General features: G+C 68.4%; 14 protein-coding genes. 2 read left to right on the plus strand and 12 right to left on the minus strand.

Going from position 1 to position 16821, the window contains the following annotated elements:
* Window positions 1–140 precede the first annotated feature (140 nt).
* From ACSFBM_RS25105 to ACSFBM_RS25160, 12 genes are all read right to left on the minus strand, one after another.
* Window positions 141–1643, minus strand: coding sequence for a mannitol dehydrogenase family protein (locus tag ACSFBM_RS25105; protein WP_435486816.1), 1503 nt, complete (start codon window positions 1641–1643; stop codon window positions 141–143).
* A gap of 11 nt (window positions 1644–1654) precedes the next feature.
* Window positions 1655–2866, minus strand: a complete 1212-nt coding sequence (manD, locus tag ACSFBM_RS25110) for a D-mannonate dehydratase ManD (RefSeq protein ID WP_435486817.1) — start codon at window positions 2864–2866, stop codon at window positions 1655–1657.
* Between the two features lie 55 nt (window positions 2867–2921).
* Window positions 2922–3689: an amino acid ABC transporter ATP-binding protein gene (locus ACSFBM_RS25115; protein WP_435486818.1), complete on the minus strand. Its 768-nt coding sequence runs from the start codon at window positions 3687–3689 to the stop codon at window positions 2922–2924.
* Window positions 3689–4348, minus strand: a complete 660-nt coding sequence (locus ACSFBM_RS25120) for an amino acid ABC transporter permease (RefSeq protein WP_435486819.1) — start codon at window positions 4346–4348, stop codon at window positions 3689–3691. The genes ACSFBM_RS25115 and ACSFBM_RS25120 overlap by 1 nt, the downstream gene beginning before the upstream one ends.
* Window positions 4348–5013 (minus strand): amino acid ABC transporter permease, encoded by a 666-nt coding sequence (locus ACSFBM_RS25125; RefSeq protein WP_435486820.1) that lies wholly within the window; start codon window positions 5011–5013, stop codon window positions 4348–4350. Before ACSFBM_RS25125 ends, ACSFBM_RS25120 begins: the two co-directional genes overlap by 1 nt.
* Before the next feature lie 40 nt (window positions 5014–5053).
* Window positions 5054–5884 carry a substrate-binding periplasmic protein gene (locus ACSFBM_RS25130; protein WP_435486821.1) on the minus strand — a complete coding sequence of 277 codons (831 nt, stop codon included), beginning with the start codon at window positions 5882–5884 and terminating at the stop codon, window positions 5054–5056.
* A gap of 86 nt (window positions 5885–5970) precedes the next feature.
* Complete coding sequence (locus tag ACSFBM_RS25135; protein ID WP_435486822.1) at window positions 5971–6702, minus strand: FadR/GntR family transcriptional regulator; 732 nt, start codon at window positions 6700–6702, stop codon at window positions 5971–5973.
* Between the two features lie 180 nt (window positions 6703–6882).
* Window positions 6883–7242: a response regulator gene (locus tag ACSFBM_RS25140; RefSeq protein WP_435486823.1), complete on the minus strand. Its 360-nt coding sequence runs from the start codon at window positions 7240–7242 to the stop codon at window positions 6883–6885.
* A gap of 74 nt (window positions 7243–7316) precedes the next feature.
* Complete coding sequence (locus ACSFBM_RS25145; RefSeq protein WP_435486824.1) at window positions 7317–8534, minus strand: hybrid sensor histidine kinase/response regulator; 1218 nt, start codon at window positions 8532–8534, stop codon at window positions 7317–7319.
* On the minus strand, window positions 8524–9129 hold the full coding sequence (locus tag ACSFBM_RS25150) for a chemotaxis protein CheB (protein WP_435486825.1): 606 nt from the start codon (window positions 9127–9129) through the stop codon (window positions 8524–8526). The genes ACSFBM_RS25145 and ACSFBM_RS25150 overlap by 11 nt, the downstream gene beginning before the upstream one ends.
* Window positions 9126–9983, minus strand: a complete 858-nt coding sequence (locus ACSFBM_RS25155; RefSeq protein ID WP_435486826.1) for a CheR family methyltransferase — start codon at window positions 9981–9983, stop codon at window positions 9126–9128. Before ACSFBM_RS25155 ends, ACSFBM_RS25150 begins: the two co-directional genes overlap by 4 nt.
* Window positions 9984–9994: 11 nt before the next feature.
* Window positions 9995–13525 (minus strand): response regulator, encoded by a 3531-nt coding sequence (locus ACSFBM_RS25160; RefSeq protein WP_435486827.1) that lies wholly within the window; start codon window positions 13523–13525, stop codon window positions 9995–9997.
* Window positions 13526–13673: 148 nt separating this feature from the next.
* On the opposite strand from ACSFBM_RS25160, the gene ACSFBM_RS25165 reads away from it, so the two are divergent.
* Together ACSFBM_RS25165 and ACSFBM_RS25170 are read left to right on the plus strand one after the other, a co-directional pair.
* The gene (locus ACSFBM_RS25165) at window positions 13674–15998 is read left to right on the plus strand and encodes a helicase C-terminal domain-containing protein (RefSeq protein ID WP_435486828.1); all 2325 of its coding nucleotides are present in this window, start codon (window positions 13674–13676) and stop codon (window positions 15996–15998) included.
* Window positions 15995–16705 (plus strand): alpha-ketoglutarate-dependent dioxygenase AlkB, encoded by a 711-nt coding sequence (locus ACSFBM_RS25170; RefSeq protein WP_435486829.1) that lies wholly within the window; start codon window positions 15995–15997, stop codon window positions 16703–16705. The genes ACSFBM_RS25165 and ACSFBM_RS25170 overlap by 4 nt, the downstream gene beginning before the upstream one ends.
* The last annotated feature ends 116 nt before the right edge of the window (window positions 16706–16821 follow it).

The following is a 16821-nucleotide window of genomic DNA, read 5'->3' on the forward strand; positions in this document are numbered from 1 at the left end:
AACCATCAAGGCGACCTATGCAAGCTCCGGGCCAGGCGGCAAGGGAAATCCCCTACGAGGACGCGCGGCCCTGGGGGAATGCAGGTGTGGAAAAAGTGCGGTGCGCCTCGCCGTGCAGCGAGGCGCTCACCGAGGCGGTGCTATGCGTGCACCAGTGTGGAGACGATGCCGTGCGTTTCCAGTGCGTGCAGCTGATGCGCCACCGCGGCCACGAAGCGCGGTTCGCTACCGAGTTCGCCGAACACCGGCACGAAACCGGTGAAGAAGGCCACGCGCTCCTGCGTCGACGACGGCGCATTCGCGTTTGCCTTGGCTTGCTCGAGCCGCTGGGCCAGTGCGCAGGCGAGTGGGTCTTGTATGTCGTGCGCGGTGCCGGTCTCGTCGACACCGCGCAGGTAGTAGAGCCATCCGGCGACGGCGAGCGCAAGCCGGTCGATCGGCAGTCCCGCGGCCAGCCGGTCGCGCACCGTGCCGAGCAGCCGCTGCGGCAGCTTCTGTGAACCGTCCATCGCGATCTGCTTCGTCTGGTGCTGCAGCGCGGGATTCGAGAAGCGCTCCAGCAGCCGAGCACGGTAGCTGTCGAGGTCGAGGCCCTCCATGGCAGGCAGCGTGGGTGCGATCTCATCGCGCATCAACACGTCGATGAAGTTGCGCAGCGCCGGCTCGGCCATTGCGCGATCCACCGTGCGAAGGCCTGCCATCGCGCCCAGGTAGGCCAGCGCCGAGTGGCTGCCGTTGACCATGCGCAACTTCAGCCGTTCGAAGGGCTCGGCGTGCTCGACGAAGCGCGCTCCGCCCTTCGTCCAGTCGGGGCGGCCGTTGGCGAAGCGGTCTTCGACCACCCATTCGAGAAAGGGCTCGCCGATCACCGGCCATGCGTCCTCCACGCCGAGCCGCGTGGAAATGCGCTCGCGGTCCGCGTCGGTGGTGCGCGGCACGATGCGGTCGACCATCGAATTCGGGAACGTGCAGCGCGTGTCGATCCAGTCGCGCAGGCCGGCATCGACCGCCTGCGCGAACGCCAGCACGATGCCCCGCGTCGTGTCGCCGTTGGCGGGCAGGTTGTCGCAAGACAGCACCGTGATCGGTGCCAGCCCGCGCGCGCGGCGCAAGGCCAGCGCGTGCACCACGAAGCCGGGCATGGTGCGCGGCGACGCGGGGTGCGCGAGGTCGTGAACGATGTCGGGCGCGTCCAGCCGCAGCGCGCCGGTGGCCGGGTCGTGGTGGTAGCCCTTCTCGGTGATCGTGAGGCTCACGATGCGCGTGTCCGGGTGGGCGATGCGTTCGAGCACAGTCCGCGGGTCTTCGGGCGCGACCCGCACGTCGAGCAGGTTGCCTACGACCTGCAGCACCTCCCGCGGGGTGCCGTCGTCCGCCGCGTCGCGCAAGGCCAGTGTGTAGAGCCCGCCCTGCGGGCGCAGCGCGTCGCGCGTGTCGGCCGCGCGCAGCGACACGCCCACCGTGCCCCAGCGCAGGTCGCTGCTCGCATGCAGCGCGGCTTCGTTGACCACCGCAATGTGCGCGCGATGGAACGCGCCCACGCCCAGGTGAACGATGCCGGCCTGCAGCGCGTCGCGCCGATAGCGCGGCCGCGCGACGTCGGCGGGCAGGTGGGGCAGGGTGTCCGGATGCAAACGTGGCATGGCTCGTGCGCTCACCAGTTCCACAGCGTGCCGTCGTGCTGCAGGCGGTTCACCGGCAGGTACGCGCGCTGGTAAGGGTATTTGGCCGCCAGCGTTTCGTCGATGTCCACGCCATGGCCCGGCGCCTCGCCCGGGTGCAGCATGCCGTTCGCGAAGCTGTACGAATGCGGGAACACTGCATCGGTTTCGTCGGTGTGGCGCATGTACTCCTGGATGCCGAAGTTGGGCACCCACAGGTCGAAGTGCAGCGCCGCGCCCATGCAGGCCGGCGACAGGTCGGTCGCGCCGTGGCAGCCCGTGCGCACCTGGTAGAGCGAGGCCAGGTCGGCAATGCGGCGCAGCTGCGTGATGCCGCCCGCGTGGACCACCGTGGTACGGATGAAGTCGATCAGCTGGTTCTCGATGAGGTCCTTGCAGTCCCAGATGCTGTTGAAGATTTCGCCGACCGCCAGCGGCGTGGTCGTGTGCTGGCGAATGAGCTTGAAGGCTTCCTGGTTCTCGGCCGGCGTGGCGTCTTCCATCCAGAACAGGTTGAAGGGTTCGAGCGACTTGCCCAGGCGGCCGGCCTCGATGGGCGTGAGGCGGTGGTGCACATCGTGCAGCAGGTGCACGTCGGGGCCCACGGCGCTGCGCACCGCGTCGAACAGCCTGGGCGTGTGCTCCAGGTATTTGGCGGTCGACCAGTCGTGCTCGCTCGGCAGGTCGGCATCGGCCGGCTCGTAGAACATGGTTCCTCGGCCGACGCCGTACACCTTCTCCAGGCCCGGCACGCCGCTCTGCGCGCGAATGGCCAGGTAGCCTTCTTCCTTGTAGCGCAGCACCTCGTCCACGGTCTGCTCGATGTCGCGGCCGTTGGCGTGGCCGTACACCATCACGCCGGTGCGGCTCTTGCCGCCGAGCAATTGGTAGAGCGGCATGTTGGCGGCCTTGGCCTTGATGTCCCACAGCGCGGTGTCGACCGCGGCAATGGCCGTCATGGTGACCGGGCCGCGGCGCCAGTAGGCACCCTTGTAGAGGTACTGCCAGATGTCCTCGATCTGGTGCGCGTCGCGCCCGATCAGGCAGGGAATGACGTGCTCGGTGAGGTAGGCCGCCACCGAGAGCTCGCGCCCGTTGAGCGTGGCGTCGCCGATGCCGGTGAGGCCCTCGTCGGTTTCGATCTTCAGGGTGACGAAGTTGCGGCCCGGGCTGCAGACGATGACGCGGGCGTTGGTGATTTTCATGGTGTATGTCTGTGCGTGTCGTTGTGTGGGGAAGGGCGCGTGCCTTGCCGGCGTATCAGCCGTGCCAGCCGAGGTGACCCAGGAAGTCGCGCGTGCGCTCGGCCGTAGGGGCCTCGAAGATCTGCCTGGGCGGGCCTTGCTCGACCACCTTGCCGTGGTCGAACACGACGACCCAGTCGGCCACGCTGCGGGCAAAGGCCATCTCGTGCGTGACCACGACCATGGTCATGCCTTCGTCGGCCAGCTTCTTCATCACGTTGAGCACTTCGCCGATGGTCTCGGGGTCGAGCGCGGAGGTGGGCTCGTCGAACAGCATCACCTCGGGCTCCATGGCCAGCGCGCGGGCAATGGCCACGCGCTGCTGCTGGCCGCCCGAGAGGCCGCTGGGGAAGTTGTGCGCCTTGTCGGCCAGGCCCACCTTCTCGAGCAGCTTCATGGCGCGCTCGCGCGCCTTCGCCTCGCTCATGCCCAGCACGGTGACCGGGCCGATGGCCACGTTGTCCAGCGCGTTCTTGTGCGGGAACAGCTCGAAGTTCTGGAACACCATGCCCATGCGCTGGCGCACCTTGCGCGCCTCGCGCTCGTCGGTGGGCAGCGGCACGCCGTCGATCAGCACGCGCCCGCCGTCGATGGTTTCCAGCGCGTTGGTGCAACGAAGCAGGGTCGACTTGCCCGAACCCGACGGCCCGATGAGGCACATCACCTCGCCCTTGTTGACCTGCACCGACACGCCGTCGAGCGCCACGAAGCTGCCGTACAGCTTGCGCACCTTGTCGTACACCACCACCGGCGCCTGGCTTGCCGATTTGCGTTCGCCGTTCATCATTCCTTGACCTCGAATTTCTTCTGTATCCAGTCGACCAGCTTGGCCTGCGGGTAGCCCATGAGCCAGTAGATGACGGCCATGGCCGTGAGCATCTCCAGCACGCGGAAGCTCGACGAGCGGATCTGCAGCGCCACGTGCGCCAGCTCGCCCACCGCGATCACCGATACCAGCGAGGTGTCCTTGAAGAGCGACACCCAGGTGCTCGCCAGCACCGGCAGCACACGCCGCCAGGCCTGGGGAATCACCACCTTGCGCATCGCCTGCCAGCGGCTCATGCCCACCGCGATGGCGGCCTCCATCTGGCCCTTGCGGATCGAGTTGATGCCGGCGCGGAAGGTCTCCGCGTTGTAGGCCGCCACGTTCAGGCACAGCGCCACCAGCCCGGTAGTGAAGGCCGAGAACTCGATGTGCAGCAACACCGGCATCACGTAGAACGCCCAGTACACGACCAGGATCAGCGGCAGGTTGCGGAAGAACTCCACGAACACCTGGCTCGCGCCGGACAGCACCTTCGATTTCGACAGTCGCATCAGCGCCAGCACGATGCCCGCGGGCACCGCCACCACCATGGTCAGCACCGTCAGCACCACGGTCAGCATCGCGCCGTGCAGCAACTCGGCGCGGTGGTCCCAGACAATGTTCCAGTCCAGATTCATCACGACCTCCCCAGGTGCGCAACGCGCTTGTAGAGCGCATCGATCAGCCGTGTCCCGGGGAACAGGATGATGAAGTAGATGACCATCACCACCGTGAACACCTCGATCGGCCGGTAGCTCTGCTCGGCGATGGTCTCGGCGCGCTTCATGAGTTCAGGCACCGCGATCACCGTGGCAATGGCCGTGTCCTTGATGGTGATCGAGAGAATCGATCCGAAGGCCGGCAGCATGCGCACCAGCGCCTGCGGCAGCACCACCTTGCGCACGATCTGGGCGCGCGACATGCCGAGCGCCAGCGCCGCGCGGATCTGCCCGGGCCGGATCGACTCGATGCCCGCGCGCACGATCTCCGCCACGTAGGCGGCAATGTGCAGCGTGAGCGCCATCAGCGCGGCCCAGAACGGATGGAAGCTGATGCCCGTGAGGATGGGCACCGCGAAATAGAACCACACCAGGATCACCAGCACCGGAATGGCGCGCTGGGTGTCGATGTAGAAAACGATGGGAATGCGCAGCCATGCCGCGCCATAGACGCGGCCCAGGCCCAGCGCGGTGCCGAGCACCAGCGCGCCGATGCCGGTCAGCACCGACAGCAGCAGCGTGATGCCCAGCCCGCCGAGCAGGTACTGCCAGCTGTCGAGCAGGGGGGAGAAGTCGAGCTCCATGAGGTCGGTGAAGTCGGTGCGTTGCGGCCGAAGCCGAAGCTCACATCGCGTTGATGATCCGGACCTCGTCCGCGTCCAGCTTGGGCTTCATCTGGTCGTTCACCGCCTTGAGCCAGTTCAGGTACTCGGGCTGGTTCTTGTCGATGGCCAGGCCGATGGGCGTGGCCATCTCGGCCGAGTCCTGGCAGTTGTTGCCCTCGGGCAGCACCTTCAGGCCCTTGACCTTGCGGTTGAGCGCCTGCCACGGCACGCGGTTGATGGGCGTCACGTCGGCGCGCCTGGCCATGATTTCTTCCACCGGCGCTGCCGTGCCGGCGGTGGACACGCCGCGCAGCTTGGCATTGGGGAAGCGCTTCTTCACCCAGTTTTCTTCGCCGCCGCCGGTGAAGTAGGCCACCGTGATGTTCGGGCTGTTGAACTCGTCGATCGACTTGGCGTTGGCCACCTTCGGGTTGTCGGCGCGGCCGAACACGCACAGCGCGGTGCGCGAGTAGGTCACGAAGTCGACCACCTTCAGGCGCTCGGGCGTCACCGAAAGAGGCGAAATCGTCATGTCGGCCTGGTTCGAGGCGAGCACCGGCACCTTGGTCTCGTGCGAGACCGGCAGCGCCTGCAGCTTCACGCCGAGCTGCCGTGCCACCTCATTCGCCAGCAGCCATGCCGGGCCCGCCCAGGCATCGCCCGAACCGGTGGTGTTCTCGATGAGCCACGGCGGGTTCGACAGCACGGCCGCACGCAGCACACCGGCCTTCTTGATGGCGTCGATGCGCGCGCTGGTGCCGGGGGCCGGCAGCGGCACGTTCTGCGCGGCGGCCTGGCCGACGAACGCCGCGGCCAGCAAGGCGGCGAGCAGGGTCTTCGTAGTCGTCATCTTCAGTCTCCAGTTCTAGGTATCACCCGGTTCGGGCGGAGGGAAAACACAGGAAAAAGGGGCGGCTGCGCAGGTTGCAGGGGCGCTCAGCGCCAGGCCTGCGCGAACTCGGCGATCACGCGGTCGATGTGCGCGCGCATCGCGGCGCGGGCCTCGGCGGGGTTGCGTTCGAGCAGTGCGTTGAACACGCGCTGGTGGTCGTCCTGCGAAGCGCGGCGCAGTTCGGGCGTGTGGAAGTGCGCCTCCATCTGCGACCAGATCGGCGCCTTGGTGTGGTCCCACAGGCCGGTCACCATCTGCAGCAGCACGCTGTTGCCGGTCGACTCGGCAATGCGCAGGTGAAAGAGCCGGTCGGCCGCCTCGTTGGCCGCCTTGTCCTGCATGTGCTCGCGCATCGCGGCCAGCGCGGCGTAGATGCGGTCGATGTCGCTGTCCTTGCGGTTCTCGGCAGCGACCGAGGCAATCTCGGCTTCGATCAGGCTGCGCGCGCGCAGCAGCTCGAACGGTCCCGGACCGGGCGACAGCGTGTAGGCCGACACAGCGGGAACGGCGCCCGCAACCGGCGCGCTGATGTAGATGCCCGAGCCGCCGCGCACCTCGACCGCGCCCTGGATCTCCAGGACGATGATGGCCTCGCGCACCAGCGTGCGGCTGACGTTGAAGCGCTCGGCCAGTGCCCGTTCCGACGGCAGGCGGTCGCCCACCTTGAATTCGCCGCCAGCGACGAGCGCTGCAATGCGCGCGGCCAGCTTCTGGTAGGAGCGATCGGATTCCGGCTCGGTGGCCTGGGCGAGGGGGAGGTCGGTGGTCGTTGCCATGATTGGTGAGCCAGTTTAAAAGTGGTTCACCAATTCAGGGCCTCTGGTTTACCAGTAGCCGACGCCATTGCGCGCGGCGCACGCAGGCTCGCGCTGCGCCGGCCTGCGTCGCTCTGTTCAGCGAAAAAAAAGCGAGAGAGAAAAAAGGGCGCATGCCGGCCCCGACCGGCCGGCGAGCTGCTAGGGCGTCCCGCCCAAAATCTGCTCCAGCGTGTCGATGTCGATCGGCTTTTGCAGATGGTGGTCGAACAGCCCTGCGGCCGCCTGGCCGCCGCTGTCCTGTGCCGAGAAGCCCGAGATGGCGACCAGCAGTTTCGGCGTGCCTTGCGCCGTGCTGGCGCGAAGCCGCCTGGCCACCTCGGTGCCCGGAAAGTCGGGCAGCGTGAGGTCGATCAGCGCGGCGTCGAAGCTCTCGGTGGCCGCTGCGTCCAGCGCCTGTTGCGCCGTGTAGGTGCAGCGCGCCGTGTGCTGCTGCAAGCTCAGCAATTCCTGCAGCAGGTCGGCCGCGGCTTCGTTGTCGTCGACGATCAGCACATTCACAAAAAGGCTCTCTTTGAAGTAAGTCGAATGGGGCAGTATCGCGGCCCTGCACGCGCCCCGCCGTAGGCGCATGCCTACGGCAGGGTGCTGTTTTCGGCGTCCTTTGCGTGCAGCGGCAGGTCGACCACGAAGCGCGAGCCTTCGCCCGGCGCGCTCTCCACGCCGATGTGCCCGCCGTGCAGGTCCACGATCTTGCGCGTGATGTAGAGCCCCAGGCCCAGCCCGGCCGCATGCTTGCGGCTGTCGGCGGTGCGCTCGAACTGCTCGAAGATGCGCCCCTGGTCCTCGCTCGCGATGCCGATGCCCTGGTCGCGCACGGCCACCTGGGCGGTGCCGTCGACCTCGCGCACCACCATCTGCACCGGCTTGCCGCCGCCGTAGCGCAGCGCGTTGGTCAGCAGGTTGGTCAGCACCTGTTCGATGCGGAACTCGTCCCAGACGCCGTGCAGCTCGGCCGGCGCGTCCAGCGTGATGACCGCGCCGGCGGCTTCGGCCTGCTGGCGCAGGTTCTCGACCACGGCACGCGCCAGCACGGCCAGGTCCACCGGCTTGGTCTGGATCGACAGCGCGTCGCGGCGCATGCGGGTCACGTCGAGCATGTCGTCGATCAGCCGCACCATGTTGCGGATCTGCCGCTGGTCGCGCTCGATCATCGCGGGCAGGCGGTCCGGCGCAAAGTTGGCCAGGTTGCCCTTGGACAGGTGCAACTGCCGCAGTTGCGCTTCGAGGTACAGCGTGTTCAGCGGCGTGCGCAGCTCGTGCGACACCATCGACATGAAGTCGTCGCGCATGCGCACGGCCCGCTCCAGCTCTTGCTGCGTGTGCTGCAGCTGCGCAACCAGCTCTTCCTGCTTGCGGTGCGCGGCGGCCAGCGACTCCATTTCGTGGCGCAGGGCCTTGCGGTGCCGGTACAGGTCGACGAACACGTTCACCTTGCTGACCACCGCGTGCGGGTCCAGCGGCTTGTGCAGGAAGTCGACCGCGCCGCTCTCGTAGCCCTGGAACGCGTAGTTCAGCTCGCGCCCGGCGGCGCTCACGAAGATGATGGGAATGTGCCGCGTGCGCTCGGTGCCGCGCATCAGCTCGGCCAGCTCGAAGCCGTTCATGCCCGGCATCTGCACGTCGACGATGGCCAGCGCGAATTCATGCTCCAGCAGCAGCGCCAGCGCGGCCTCGGCCGAGGCCGAGCGGTACACCACGCGGCCCGGCGCACGAATGAGCGCCTCCAGCGCCAGCAGGTTCTCCGGCAGGTCATCGACGATCAGCAGCTTGCTTTCGATGTCAATGTTCATGGGCGGCCTCCAGTTGGAGCAGCAGCTCGCGCAGTTGACGCAAGGGGAGCACGTAGTCGGGGGCGTGGCGCGCGATGGCGGCTTGGGGCATGGTGGAAATCTGGGCTTCTTTCGGTTCCTGCACGGCGGTGAGTCCGCCGGCCAGGTGAATGCGTTGGAGGCCTTCGGCTCCGTCGTAGTTGGCGCCGGTCAGCAAAAAGCCCGCGAGGGCGGGGCCGTAGGCATCGGCGGCGGAGCTCATCAGCACGTCGATCGACGGCCGCGAGAACAGCACGGGCGGCTCGCAGCTCAGCGAGAACGTGCGCTCGCGTTCGATCGACAGGTGGTAGCCCGGCGGCGCGAAATACAGGCTGCCGCCGGCGAGCGGCATCTTGTCGGCCGCCTCGCGCACGGCGAAGGGCAGGCGCTGCGCGAAGATCTCGGCCAGGTGGCTGTCGTGGTCCTCGGGCAGGTGCAGCACCACCGCCATCGGCAGTTGCCAGGTGGCGGGCAGGTCGTGCAGCAGCGTGGACAGCGCATCGATGCCGCCGGCCGAGGCGCCCAGCACCACGGCGTCCACGCGCTTCTGAATGGATGAGCGCAGCTGTTTTCTCATGCGAGCTTGCGGTAGATGCGCTCGGCACGGGCGTGCGTCTCGAAGCGGTCCGCGTAGCCCGAGAAGTCGATGCTTTCCTTGGAACCCAGCCCGAGAAAGCCGCGGTGCGACAGCGACTCGTGGAACAGGCCCAGCGCCCGGTCCTGCAGCTGCCGGTTGAAATAGATCAGCACGTTGCGGCACGACACCAGTTGCGTTTCCGCGAACACGCTGTCGGTGGCCAGGCTGTGGTCGGCAAAGATCACGTCGGCGCACAGCGAGGGGTCGAAGCGCGCGGCTTCGTAGGCGGCGGTGTAGTAGTCCGAGAACGAGCTGCGCCCGCCCGCGCGCTGGTAGTTGGTGGTGTAGCCGCGGATCGCCTCCAGCGGAAAGATGCCCTGGCGCGCCTTCTCCAGCGAGGCCGGGTTGATGTCGGTGGCGTAGATCTGCGTGCGCGCCAGCAGGCCTTCCTCGCGCAGCAGGATCGCCAGCGAGAACACCTCCTCGCCGGTGCTGCAGCCCGCCACCCACACCTTCACCGAAGGGTAGGTGTGCAGGATCGGCACCACGTGCTGGCGCAGCGCCAGAAAGTACGGCGGGTCGCGGAACATCTCGCTCACCGGAATGGTCAGGAACTGCAGCAGCCGCCCGAACAGGCCCGGGTCGCGCAGCACCTTGTCCTGCAGCGCCGAGATGCTGGGCAGCCCGAGCTGGTCGAGCGCATGCAGCACGCGGCGCTTCTGCGAGGCCACGGTGTAGTTGCGGAAGTCGTAGCTGTACTTGAGGTAGATCGCCTCCATCAGCAGGCGCAGCTCGATCTCGGTGTCGCTGAGGGGGTGCAGCTGCGGCGTGGACGAGCCGGGGGAAGGGGGCAAGGGCGGTTGTGTCACAGGCGCTCCATCTTCGGCATCCACACGCGCAGCATCGAGAACAGGCGCTCCAGGTCCACCGGCTTGGCCAGGTAGTCGTTGGCGCCGGCGGCCAGGCACTGCTCGCGGTCGTCCTTGGTGGCCTTCGCGGTGATGGCGATCACCGGCATCTTCTCGAAGCGCGAGTTGGCGCGCAGCCGGCGCGTGGCCTCCAGGCCGTCCATCTCCGGCATCATCACGTCCATCAGCACCAGGTCGATCTCGCTGACCTGGTCGAGCTTCTCCAGCGCCTCGCGGCCGTTGCGGCCGATCTCGACCATGGCGCCGCGCGCCTCCAGCGCGCTGGTCAGCGCGAAGATGTTGCGCACGTCGTCGTCCACCAGCAGGATGGTGCGGCCCTCGAAGATGCGGTCGCGTCCGCGCACCGTCTTCAGCATGCCCTGGCGCTCGGTGGACAGTTCGGCCTCCACCTTGTGCAGGAACAGCGTCACTTCGTCGAGCAGGCGCTCGGGCGAGCGCGCGCCCTTGATGATGATCGAGCGCGAGTAGCGCTGCAGCTCGGTTTCCTCGTCGCGCGTGAGGTTGCGCCCGGTGTAGACGATGACCGGCGGGAACGACACGATCTCCTCCGCCGCCATGGCCTTGAGCAGCTCGCTGCCCTGCATGTCGGGCAGCTTCAGGTCGGTGATCATGCAGTCGAACACGCGGGTGCGCAGCAGCTCCAGCGCCTCTTCGCCCGAGCCGACCGCCACGATCTCGATGTCGTCGTCGCCGATCAGCCGGATCACGCTCTCGCGCTGCAGCGCGTCGTCTTCCACCAGCAGCACGACCTTGACCTTCTGCGTGAGCTTCTCCTCGAGCCGGCCGAACACCTTCATCAGTTCGTCGCGCGTGGCGGGCTTCAGCGCATAGCCGATGGCGCCCATCTGCAGCGCGGCGCCCTGGGCGTTTTCGGCGGCCGACACCACGTGGATGGGAATGTGGCGCGTGTGCGGCGAGTCCTTCAGGCGTTGCAGCACGTCGAGGCCGGTGCTGTCGGGCAGGCGCATGTCGAGCAATATCGCGTCGGGCAGGAACTGCGTGGCCAGCTCGAAGCCGTCGTTCGCGCCGTGCGCCACCAGGCAGCGGTAGCCCAGTTCGTGGGCCAGGTCATAGAGGATGTGCGCGAACTGCGGCTCGTCCTCGATCACCAGCACGCGGCGCACCTGGTCGCGCGGAAGCGTGCGGTCGTCGGCGAACTGGGGCGCGGGCACGGGCGTGGGCTTGGGCGCCTGCGGTGCGGCGGGTACGGCCATGGCCCTGGGCGAGTAGACGGCCGAGCCGGGTGAGGGCGCGAAGGACGAATGCGAGGAGGCAGAAGAAGACGGCAAAGAAGACGACAAAGAAGGCGACGCGGCGTCCGCCTGCGGTGCCCTGGCCGGCAATTCGAGCACGAAGGTGCTGCCCTGGCCCGGCGTGCTGCGCACGGTGAGCGTGCCGCCCAGCAGCTGCGTGAGGTCGCGTGAAATCGACAGGCCCAGTCCGGTGCCGCCGTAGCGGCGGCTGGTGGTGCCGTCGGCCTGGCGGAAGGCCTCGAAGATCAGCTCGTGCTGCTGCGGATCGATGCCGATGCCCGAGTCGGACACGGAAAAAGCCGCGCCGCCGTCCGCGGTCGGCGACACCTCCAGCGCCACTTCGCCGCGGTCGGTGAACTTCAGCGCGTTCGACAGCAGGTTCTTCAGGATCTGCTCCACGCGCTGGCGGTCGGTGACCAGCGTGGCCGGCGCGTCGGGCCGGATCTCCAGGCGAAAGCCGAGGTTCTTTTGCATCGACAGCGGGCTGAAGGTGCTCTCCAGGCTCTGCGCCAGCCGGGCGAGCGACACGTCTTCGGTCACCACCTCGAGCTTGCCGGCCTCGACCTTCGCGATGTCCAGGATGTCGTTGATCAGCACCAGCAGGTCATTGCCCGACGAGTAGATCGAATCCGCGAACTTCACCTGCTCCGCCGTGAGGTTGCCCTGCGGGTTGTCGCCCAGCAGCTTGGCCAGGATGAGCGCGCTGTTGAGCGGCGTGCGCAGTTCGTGCGACATGTTCGCCAGGAACTCCGACTTGTAGCGGCTGGAGCGCTGCAGCTCGTCGGCACGGTCTTCCAGGTCGCGCTGCACGCGGCGCAGCGCGGTGTTGCGCTGGTCGAGCGCCTCGGTGCGTTCCGAGAGCTGGCTGTTGGTCTGCTCCAGTTCGGCCTGCTGGTTTTCGAGCATGGCCTGCGAGGCGCGCAGGGCGCGCGACTGTTCCTCGAGTTCTTCGTTAGCGGTGCGCAGCTCTTCCTGCTGCACCTGCAGCTCCTCGTTGAGCTGCTGGGTCTCGGCCAGCACGTCCTGCAGCTGCTCGCGGTAGCGCGCCGCCGCCAGCGAGGTGCCGATGTCGTCGGCCACCACGTCCAGCAGCTGGTTGCAGCGATCGTCCAGCGGGCCCGGCAGGCCGAGCTCGATCACGCCGTTGACCGCGCCGCCGTTCGACACCGGCAGCAGCAGCACGGCCTTGGGCGACATGTGGCCGAGGCCGGAGTTGACCTTCAGGTAGTCGGCATCGACCGGATCGATGAGCATGCGGCGCCGCTCGGCCGCGGCCTGGCCGATCAGGCTCTCGGTGGGGGAGAACACTTGCGGCGTGGCCTCGGACGCGCTCGAGAACCCGTAGCTCGCCGCCCGGCGCAGCGGGCCGTGGCGCTCGCGCACGTACAGCGCCCCGACCGCGCTGCCCATGTAGCGCGAGAAGAACGCGAGCACCTTGCGGCCCATGTCCGGGGCGGTCAGCTCGCCGACCAGGTCGCCCACCAGCTCGGTCTGCGCGCTGCGCAGCCAGGCCTCGTGGGCGAGCCGCTCCGCATGGGCGGCCTGTTCCTTCAGCACCACGTCGTAGCTGTCGGACAGCCGCACCAGCTGCCGCCGGCCGAAGTAGGCCACCAGCCCGGTGAAGCCCACCGTGAACAGCAGGAACAAGCCGACCGTCCACCACGCGGTGCGGTTGGCGTCGTTGTTGCGCTGGAAGCGCAATGTCTTCTCGGTGTCCATGAACGCGGTGAACTCCGCGCGCATGTCGTCGGTCAGCCGCTTGCCACGGCCCAGGCGCACCTGGGCCTGGGCGTCTTCGCCGGCGCGGCGGGCGGCGATCAGGCTGCGCGCGAACTCCAGCCAGGTGGCCTGGATGCCCGCGATGCGGTCGACGCGCTCCACCTGCTGGCGGTTGTCGGACACCAGCTCGCGCAGCGCGGCCGTGTCGCCCTTGATGCGGGGTAGCGCGCTCTGGTACGGCTCCAGGAAGCTTTCGTCGCCGGTGATCAGGAAGCCGCGCATGCCGGTTTCCATGTCGATGCTCTGGCGTTGCAGTTCGCTGGCGGCGCGGGTGACGCGGTCGGTGTGCTCGACCCAGCCGATGGTGTTGAGCAGGAACAGGATCAGCCCGACGAACACCACGGCGCCGAACACGCCGCCGATCAGCGGCAGCTTGATGTTGCGGCCCAGCAGCCGTTCAAAGTCTTCGGGGTCGATCGCGGTGGGAGTATTCATCGGACGCATTTGTAAGCAAAACTTGTCAAGTCTTGCCGAAAAAATCAGGTCACCCTGTCGGAGAAAGCCCCGTCAGGGCAAGAAGGTGGGTGGGGTCCGAGTCTGAGGCATGCCTCGCTATACTGTAAATCCATACAGCTCCAACGAGATGGGCCCCGTACCCTCCAGCCCGCCAGCCGCGGCACCCCCTGTTGCGCACGTCGTTTCCGTCAAGGCCCTGTGCGCCTTCGGCGCGAAGGCGGGCGACCTCGACCTGCGCTTCGTGCCCGCGCCCAGCGCGCAGGAAGGCATGGCCGGCCATGCGCTGGTGCAGAACCGGCGCGGCGACGGGTACGAAAGCGAGGTCGGGCTCGACACCACCTGCGGCACGCTGCGGGTGCGCGGGCGGGCCGACGGCTACGAGGTGCGCAGGGGGCAAGCGGCCCGGGTCGAGGAAATCAAGACCTTCCGCGGCGACTTCGACGCGATCCGCGGCAACCACCGCGCCCTGCACTGGGCGCAGGCCCGCACCTATGGCTGGATGCTGTGCGAACTGCACGGCCACGAAGAAATGACCGTGGCGCTGGTCTACCTCGACCTGGCCAGCGGCGACGAAACCGTGCTCGAGGAGCACCACACCCGCGACGCCTTGCGCGCACACTTCGAGTTGCTGTGCGACCGGTACAGCGCATGGGCTGCCGGCGAAGCCGGGCACCGCGGCGCGCTCGACCAGGCCCTGGCCCGGCTCGAATTTCCCTACCGCGCATTTCGCACCGGCCAGCGCGAACTGGCCGAGGCCGTCTACCGCGCGGCCGTGAACAGCCGCTGCCTCATGACGCAGGCGCCCACCGGCATCGGCAAGACGCTGGCCACCATCTTCCCGCTGCTCAAGGCGCGGGCCGCGGGAAAGATCGACAAGATCTTCTTCCTCACCGCCAAGACCTCCGGCCGCCCGGTGGCGCTCGATGCGTTGCGCGTGCTCGACAAGGGGCAGCACGACGAAAAGGGGGCCGGCCGGCTGCGCGTGCTCGAACTCGCGGCCCGCGAAAAGGTCTGCGAATACCCCGACCGCGCCTGCCACGGCGACGCCTGCCCGCTGGCCAAGGGCTTCTACGACCGCCTGCCGGCCGCGCGCGAGCAGGCCGTGCAGGTGGCCTGGCTCGACCGGCAGGCGCTGCGCGACATCGCGCTGGCGCACGCGGTCTGCCCGTATTTCCTCGCGCAGGAAATGACCCACTGGGCCGACGCCGTGGTGGGCGACTACAACTACTACTTCGACAGCAGCGCCTTCCTCTACGCCACCATGCGCGACGCCGACTGGCGCGTGGCCGTGCTGGTGGACGAGGCCCACAACCTGCTGGAGCGCGCGCGGGGCATGTACACCGCGGCGCTCGAAGGCGCCGCGCTCGAGGAGGCCCACCGCGTGGCGCCCGCCGCCTTGCGCGGCCCGCTGGCCCGGCTGTTCCGCGAGTGGGACACCGTGCAGCAGCCCCAGCAGGCCGACTACGAAACCGGCGACGAGATTCCCGAGCGCTTCCTGCGCACCCTGCAGGCCGCCAACACCGCCATGGCCGAGTACTTCGCGGAAACGCCCGACGCGTCGCAGGGCCCGCTGCAGCGCTTTTTCTTCGACGCGCTGCACTTCGCCCGGCTGGCCGAGGCCTTCGGCGACCACTCGGTGTTCGAGCGCACCCTGGGCGCCGCGCAGCAGGACCGCACCCTGGCCATCCGCAACCTCGTGCCCGCGCCGTTCCTGGCCGCGCGCTTCGGCGACGCGGTGTCGGTCACCTGCTTCTCGGGCACGCTGTCGCCCTTCGGGTTCTACCGCGACGCGCTCGGCCTGCCCGAGGACACCGCCTTGCTCGACGTGGCCTCGCCCTTCACCAGCCAGCAGCTGCGCGTGGAGGTGGCCATGCACGTGTCCACGCGCTTTCGCGACCGCGCGGGGTCGCTGCGCCACGTGGCGGACATCATCGGCGCGCAGTTCGAGCGCACGCCCGGCAACTACCTGGCCTTCTTCAGCAGCTTCGACTACCTCGACAAGGCCTGCGCCGCCTTCTCGCAGCGGCACCCCGGCGTGCCGGTGTGGACACAGACGCGCGGCATGCGCGAGGACGACCGCCACGGCTTCATCGCGCGCTTCGAAGAGGGCGGACAGGGCATCGGCTTCGCGGTGCTCGGCGGCGCGTTCGGCGAAGGCATCGACCTGCCGGGCAGCCGGCTCATCGGCGCCTTCGTGGCCAGCCTGGGGCTGCCGCAGTACAACGCGCTCAACGAGATCACGCGCGAGCGCATGCAGACGCGCTTCGGCAAGGGCTACGAGTACACCTACCTCTACCCCGGCCTGCAGAAGGTGGTGCAGGCCGCCGGCCGCGTGATCCGCACCGAGGAAGACCGGGGCGTGCTGCACCTGCTGGACGACCGCTTCGCGCGCGCCGAGATCCGCGAACTGCTGCCGCGCTGGTGGCACGTGCAGCTGGCGGGAGGCGCATGACCGCGCGCGCCGCCAGACGCCTCGAACATGCCGGGCAGCCCGACCTGTTCGGCCAGTCGCCTGTCGCAGCCATCGAAGGGCTGCGCTACGAAAACGGCTTCCTGTCGCGCGAAGAAGAAACCGAGCTGCTGCGCATCGTGCAGGGCCTGCCGATGAAGGAGATGCGCTACAAGGACTACACCGCCCGGCGGCGCGGCATCGGCTTTGGCGCCAGCTACGACTTCGACACCCACCAGCTCAAGCCCGGCGCGCCGTTGCCCGAGCGGTTGCACCCGCTGCGCGACAAGGCGGCCGCCTGGGCCGGCATCGCGCCCGAAGACCTCACGCACGCGCTCATCGCCGAGTACCGCCCAGGCACGCCGCTGGGCTGGCACCGCGACGTGCCGGACTTCGAGCACATCGTCGGCGTCTCGCTGCACGGCGATGCGGTGATGCAGTTCAGGCCGTACCTGCCGGGCGCCGCAGCCTCGGGGCCGCCCACGCTCGAGTTCCTGATCGAGCCGCGCTCGGTGTATGTGCTGCGCGGGCCGGCGCGCTGGGCATGGCAGCACGCCATTGCGCCCACCGAGGGCCTGCGCTACTCGATCACGCTGCGGACGCGGTCCGCGCGGATGAATCGGCGGGCGGGCGGGCGCGCTTCCGACGCTTCTGGCGCGCCCATGGTCCTGGCGGCCGGAACACCTCCGCGGCCGCCGACTGATCCCTGAGCCAGGCGTCATACACCTCCTCGCGCTGCGCCGGGCGTCTTGTGCATGCGGCGCCTGCCGCGTTATTCATACCTCGGCACAGCGCCGGCACAGTGCCGTGCTCAGGCCGCAAAGCA

The sequence above is a fragment of the Variovorax pasteuri genome (genome assembly GCF_051216435.1).
In the GTDB taxonomy this organism is placed as follows: Bacteria; Pseudomonadota; Gammaproteobacteria; order Burkholderiales; family Burkholderiaceae_C; genus Variovorax.

Bases quoted from the DNA above. Each gene is read 5' to 3' on its own strand.
- ACSFBM_RS25105 (WP_435486816.1), bottom strand. From the start codon at position 1,643: ATGCCACGTTTGCATCCGGACACCCTGCCCCACCTGCCCGCCGACGTC.
- manD (WP_435486817.1), bottom strand. From the start codon at position 2,866: ATGAAAATCACCAACGCCCGCGTCATCGTCTGCAGCCCGGGCCGCAAC.
- ACSFBM_RS25115 (WP_435486818.1), bottom strand. From the start codon at position 3,689: ATGAACGGCGAACGCAAATCGGCAAGCCAGGCGCCGGTGGTGGTGTAC.
- ACSFBM_RS25120 (WP_435486819.1), bottom strand. From the start codon at position 4,348: ATGAATCTGGACTGGAACATTGTCTGGGACCACCGCGCCGAGTTGCTG.
- ACSFBM_RS25125 (WP_435486820.1), bottom strand. From the start codon at position 5,013: ATGGAGCTCGACTTCTCCCCCCTGCTCGACAGCTGGCAGTACCTGCTC.
- ACSFBM_RS25130 (WP_435486821.1), bottom strand. From the start codon at position 5,884: ATGACGACTACGAAGACCCTGCTCGCCGCCTTGCTGGCCGCGGCGTTC.
- ACSFBM_RS25135 (WP_435486822.1), bottom strand. From the start codon at position 6,702: ATGGCAACGACCACCGACCTCCCCCTCGCCCAGGCCACCGAGCCGGAA.
- ACSFBM_RS25145 (WP_435486824.1), bottom strand. From the start codon at position 8,534: ATGAACATTGACATCGAAAGCAAGCTGCTGATCGTCGATGACCTGCCG.
- ACSFBM_RS25150 (WP_435486825.1), bottom strand. From the start codon at position 9,129: ATGAGAAAACAGCTGCGCTCATCCATTCAGAAGCGCGTGGACGCCGTG.
- ACSFBM_RS25160 (WP_435486827.1), bottom strand. From the start codon at position 13,525: ATGAATACTCCCACCGCGATCGACCCCGAAGACTTTGAACGGCTGCTG.
- ACSFBM_RS25165 (WP_435486828.1), top strand. From the start codon at position 13,674: ATGGGCCCCGTACCCTCCAGCCCGCCAGCCGCGGCACCCCCTGTTGCG.
- ACSFBM_RS25170 (WP_435486829.1), top strand. From the start codon at position 15,995: ATGACCGCGCGCGCCGCCAGACGCCTCGAACATGCCGGGCAGCCCGAC.